Annotated in this window: 4 protein-coding genes and 2 pseudogenes; 5 read left to right on the plus strand and 1 reads right to left on the minus strand. The window is 68.5% G+C overall.

The genetic code is table 11. The annotated features are described in order from the left end of the window. Positions 1 to 107 precede the first annotated feature (107 nt). The 4 genes and pseudogenes from ACZ38L_RS38420 to ACZ38L_RS38435 form a co-directional block, all read left to right on the plus strand. Positions 108 to 461, plus strand: a pseudogene (locus tag ACZ38L_RS38420) (transposase); the annotation flags it as partial. Between the two features lie 22 nt (positions 462 to 483). Then, positions 484 to 744, plus strand: a pseudogene (locus ACZ38L_RS38425) (transposase); the annotation flags it as partial. Between the two features lie 89 nt (positions 745 to 833). Further along, the gene (locus ACZ38L_RS38430) at positions 834 to 1,370 is read left to right on the plus strand and encodes a hypothetical protein (protein WP_465702612.1); all 537 of its coding nucleotides are present in this window, start codon (positions 834 to 836) and stop codon (positions 1,368 to 1,370) included. 87 nt (positions 1,371 to 1,457) lie between these two features. After that, positions 1,458 to 2,678: an MFS transporter gene (locus ACZ38L_RS38435; RefSeq protein ID WP_465702614.1), complete on the plus strand. Its 1,221-nt coding sequence runs from the start codon at positions 1,458 to 1,460 to the stop codon at positions 2,676 to 2,678. Between the two features lie 7 nt (positions 2,679 to 2,685). On the opposite strand, the gene ACZ38L_RS38440 is transcribed toward ACZ38L_RS38435, so the two are convergent. Then, on the minus strand, positions 2,686 to 3,933 hold the full coding sequence (locus ACZ38L_RS38440) for an IS256 family transposase (protein WP_465702616.1): 1,248 nt from the start codon (positions 3,931 to 3,933) through the stop codon (positions 2,686 to 2,688). Positions 3,934 to 4,057: 124 nt separating this feature from the next. Here ACZ38L_RS38440 and ACZ38L_RS38445 point away from each other — a divergent pair, with 124 nt between their 5' ends. Next, positions 4,058 to 4,765, plus strand: coding sequence for a transposase (locus tag ACZ38L_RS38445; RefSeq protein ID WP_465702618.1), 708 nt, complete (start codon positions 4,058 to 4,060; stop codon positions 4,763 to 4,765). Positions 4,766 to 4,982: the final 217 nt, after the last annotated feature.

Below are 4,982 nucleotides of genomic sequence, written 5' to 3' on the forward strand. Positions count from 1 at the left end.
GGACGCCGCCTGCGTGAGGCACTCCACGGTGCGGGCAGATACGTGTCTGCGCGGGGCACCCCGGTCTTGCTTCCATCCTCAGAAGATATGCACCCATGGAGTTCATCGCGAAGGCCCACCCTGTCCTGCACCGCGCATATCTGCTGAAGGAAGGCCTTCGGCTGGCGTTGAAGTGCGACCCTGACACCGCCGAGGCCCTGCGCGACTGGGTGCAGTGGGCCCGCCGGTCCCGCCTGGAGCCCTTCGTCAAACTGCAACGCGCCATCATCACGTACCGGGACGCCATCACCGCCGCCGCCGAGCACGGCCTCAGCAACGGACTCGTCGAGAGCATGAACACCAAGATCCGCCCGATCACCCGCATGGCCTTCGGCTTCAAGGGCCCCACCACACTCATCGCACTCGCCATGCTCAGCCTCGGCGGCCACCGCCCCCAGCTACCAGGCCGTCAAACCGCATAACCCCACCCACGGAAGCAACCGAAGAGCCACAAACACCTGGCAGGCCAAGTACGCCCTCCGCGCTGGTGTCGAAGGCACGATCAACCAGGCCCTGGACGTCACCGGGTTGCGCCGGGCCCGCTACCGCGGCTTGCCCATGGTCAGCCTGCAGCACGCCTACTCCGCCACCGCGATCAACGTCATCCGGCTCGACGCTCACTGGACCGATCAGGCCCGACGTCCGCGGAACAATCGTCTCACACGACTCGGTCACCAACCTCGGGTATTCAACCGACTGCATTGATCTGACCATGAATTAGAAGAAGGTTCCTCTGGCCTGCAAGGATGCGATTGCGACGTCGTATCCACTGCAAGAACAGGTGCACCTTCTCGGTGAGCGAGCGTACAGGGTGGAGCCGGGGGCTGTCGGTGGCCGCCGACGGGAAGGGCCTGATCGGGCACGCGGGGGTGGTGCTGCTGCACCAGGTCGCCGACCGGGTCGGACTGACCGACGCGCTGCGGCGGCTGTGGCCGGCGGGCGGCAGCGCGACCTGGCGTGACCGCGCGGATGTGCTGCTGGGCCTGGCGAGCGCGATCGTGCTCGGAGCGAAGAACCTGTCGGAAGCCGAACAGCTCCAGACCCACCACACCGCCCTACCGGGGGCCGCAGCCTCGGACTCCACCGCGCACCGGACGCTGGCCGCGCTGGACGAGCCCGCTGTGAACCGGATCGCGAAGGCCCGCGCCCGGGTCCGCCGGCACGTGTGGGGCCTGCTGCGTCTGCGGCCCGGTGGCTTCCCCTGGCTGGTGGCGGCGGGCAAGCGGCTGACGGGCTGGATCGTCATCGACGTCGACGCCACGATCATCCTGTCCTCCTCTAACAAGATCGGGTCGAGTAACTGTCAAGACTTGTGGATCGAGACTCGCTGACGCTCGCCCGGGTGCCCGGCAGGTGCGGGCGGGCTCCTGTGGGCCAGGCATTGACCTTGCCCCTGGGGTAAGCCCCAGCGTTTGGCCATGCGGATCTTCATGGATATCGAGCCGCTGCGGCATAAGGACTTCCGCAGACTGTGGCTCGCGGGTGCGATCACGACGTCTGGTGCTCAGTTCACGGCGGTGGCCGTGCCGATGCAGATCTACAGCCTGACCGGTTCATCTGCCGACGTCGGACTCGCGGGCCTTGTCGGCTTCGTTCCGATGGTCCTCGGATCGCTGTGGGGAGGAGCCGTGGCGGACACCGCCGACCGGCGTCTGGTGCTGCTGTGCACCAATTCCGGGATCGGGGTGGCCTCGCTGCTGCTGTGGTTCCAAGCCGCTGCCCACCTGCGTTCGGTGGCGCTACTGCTCGTCCTAGTGGGGCTGCAACAGGCCTGCTTCGGCGCGAACGCCGCCGCAGGCGGAGCAGTCGTCCCTCGCCTGGTACCCGCTGCCGTCCTGCCGGCGGCGAACACGCTGCAGTCGACGGCTTCCTGGTCAGCGGGAATCGCGGGCCCGCTGCTGGCCGGCGCGCTGCTGCCTGTTGTCGGGAGCCCCACGCTCTACTTGATCGATGCCGTGGCGCTCACAGCGACGCTCCTGGCCGTGTGGCACCTCCCGCCGCTGCCGCCTATAGGCTCCGGCGGACGCGGCCTTGGCAGGAACGGCGTGTTGGCCGGGCTCCGGCTGCTCACCATGGACAAGGTCCTGGTCGTTACCTACGTCGCCGACTTCTCAGCGCTCTTCCTCGGCCTGCCCTACGCGGTGTATCCGCAGCTCGCCGCAGGACTGCGCGGCGCTGACGCCGTGGGCGTGCTGTATGCGGCGATCCCGGTCGGCAGCGTGCTGGCTGGACTGCTGTCCGGGACCTTCACCCGGGACCGTCGCTATGGTGCCGCGATCTGCGGCGCTGTCTGCTGCTGGGGCGGGGCCATCGCCGGGTTCGGCCTGGCCCGGTCCCTGGCAGCGGCTTCGGGCCTGCTTGTCCTGGCCGGCGCCGCGCTCACTGTGCTGAGCGCGTTCCGCAAGTCCGCACTTCAAACCGTCGTCACCGACGAGCTGCGAGGTCGTCTGCAAGGCGCCGACACGGTCATAGCCGCCGGCGGCCCCCGCCTTGCGGGCCTGGCCCACGGCGCAGCGGCCTCCGTGGTTGGTCCCATGTGGGCGGTCACGGGCGGGGGCCTGCTGGTGGTGGCAGTCATGCTGGCGCTGTATACGGCGGTCCCGGACTTCCGGCGCTTCGCACAGCCAAGTACCGGGTGACATGTGATCAGGCAGCCGTAGATTCGGCGCGCTCGATCAAGACGCCGTTCTTGAATCTGGCGCCGGAGCGGACGAGAGCGACGAGGTGGGCGCCGGTGATCGCGCGCCAGCGAGCCTGGGCGGACTCGACGAGCTTGAACACCATGGCCAGGACTGCGGCCGGGCTGCCCGCGCCGCGGGTGACCTTGGTGCGGAGCTTGACCGTGGAGAACGTCGACTCGATGGGGTTGGTGGTCCGCAGGTGGATCCAGTGCTCGGCCGGGAAGTCGTACAACGTGAGCAGTTCGTCCCGGTCGTCGGTGATCTTCGCGACGGCCTTCGGCCACTTGGCGCCGTAGGTCTTCGCGAACGCCTCGATCGCCTTCTCAGCGTGGCTGCGGTCCTCCGCGTTGTAGATTTCCTGCATCGCTTTCACCGCCCCGGGCTGGGCGGACTTGGGCAGGCAGTTGGTGACGTTGCGGGATTTGCGAACCCAGCACCTCTGCGGCCGTGCGGCCGGGAACACCTCGGCGAGCGCCCGCCACAGGCCCATCGCGCCGTCGCCGACCACCAGCTCGGGGTCGCGCATGCCGCGTCGGCGGCAGTCGCGCAGCAGGTCGGCCCACGACTCGGTGGACTCCCGCAGGCCCTCGGCGATCGCGATGAGCTCCTTGGTTCCGTCCAGCCGGACACCGAGCAGGACCAGGACGCAGGGCCTGGCCGAGGCGGACCTTGGGTGCACGCCGTCAGCCCATACGTAGACGTAGTCGCGGTCGGACAGGTCGCGCTCCTGGAAGGCCGAGTGGTCGTCGCTCCACTGCTTGGTCAGCCGTGTCACGGTGGCCGGAGACAGGCCGGCGGTTCCGCCGAGGAACTGCTCCAGCGCGGGCATGAAGTCCCCGGACGACAGTCCGTGCAGGTAGAGCAGCGGCAGCACCTCGGAAATCTTCGGCGACTTGCGGCACCACGGTGGCAGGATCTTCGAGGAGAACCGCCTTCTCTCGCCGGTCTCCTCGTCGATCCGGCGGTCGTCCACCCGCGGCGCCCGCACCTCGACCGGGCCGGCCGCGGTGACCACGGTGCGGGGTTGGTGGTGGCCGTTGCGGACCACCATGCGACGGCCTCGCTCGTCGGTCTCGGCTGCCAACTCGGCTATGTACTGGTTGACTTCCGCCTCCAGTGCGGCGGCCAGCATGCGTCGGGCGCCCTCGCGGACGATCTCGTCGATCAAGGAGCCGGACTGGGTGGAGCCCTCGTCGGTGACTACGCTGAGCACGGGCGTGCCTTCCCGACCCGCGCTGTAACGCGGGCCTACTCGGTGACCATCAAAGGATCAATCGGGAAGGTACGCCTGCTGTGTTCCTCTCGGAAACCGATCCACAGGTCTTGAGCATTGCTCGATCGGGTCGGCAGTCACGTTCAAGAGGACATGGGGCTTCCACCCGCTCGCGTGCTGGTGCGCGAACACCCAGGAGTCGCTGTCGATGCTGCTGCGGCCGGGCAACGCCGGTTCCAACACCGTCGCCGACCACATCACCGTGCTCACCGCCGCGCTTCGACAGATCCCGGGCTCGAGCGCCGCGAAGATCCTGGTGAGGATCGACGGCGCGGGTGCCACCCACGACCTGCTGGAACACCTGGAGACACTGAACACCGCCCGCCGCACCGTGCGCTACCTGGTCGGCTGGACGATCACCGAGGACGACGAGAAGGCGATCGCGAAGCCGCCGGAGCAGGCGTGGGAGACCTCCCTGCGGCAAAGCGGAGAGGTTCAGGAGGGCTACAGCGTCGCGGAGTTGACCGGCCTGAACACCCGGCCCGGCTGGCCCGTCGCCATGCGGCTGCTCGTGCGCCGGGTCCGGCCTGCCGGACGGCACCTGAAGAAGCTGACAGCCCTGGAGAAGCGGACCGGCTGGAAGTACTCGGTCATCGCCACGAACGTCCGGCGCATGTGGGGGATCGCCGGCTCGCACCAGCCGCGGTGGCTGGACGCACTGGCCCGCGCTCACGCCGTCGTGGAGGACCGGGTGAGAGCCGACAAGACGATGGGGCTGCGGAACCTCCCCCAGCAAGTCGTGGGAGGTCAACCGCCAAGGCCACGAAGTTAACGTGATGGGTCGCGTCCAACCTGCGGTGTAAAAGGATCACGGGCGTAGGGTGCCGTGCTGAACCGCCAAGTTCGCACGTCACAGCCCCGAAGGGACCGCTACGCCCGTGTCCACGCGAGTACCCCCCATCGAGAACATCCGAGGCGAAATCGATGCCCTGTTCGCCGGCGGCCGCGATCTGGTCGAGGTCATCGAGGACGTCGCCCGCCTCGGCGCC

It is taken from the genome of Kitasatospora sp. NPDC024654, assembly GCF_055559155.1.

Coding starts and splice junctions, on each gene's coding strand:
- ACZ38L_RS38435 (WP_465702614.1), top strand. CDS start 1,458: ATGCGGATCTTCATGGATATCGAGCCGCTGCGGCATAAGGACTTCCGC.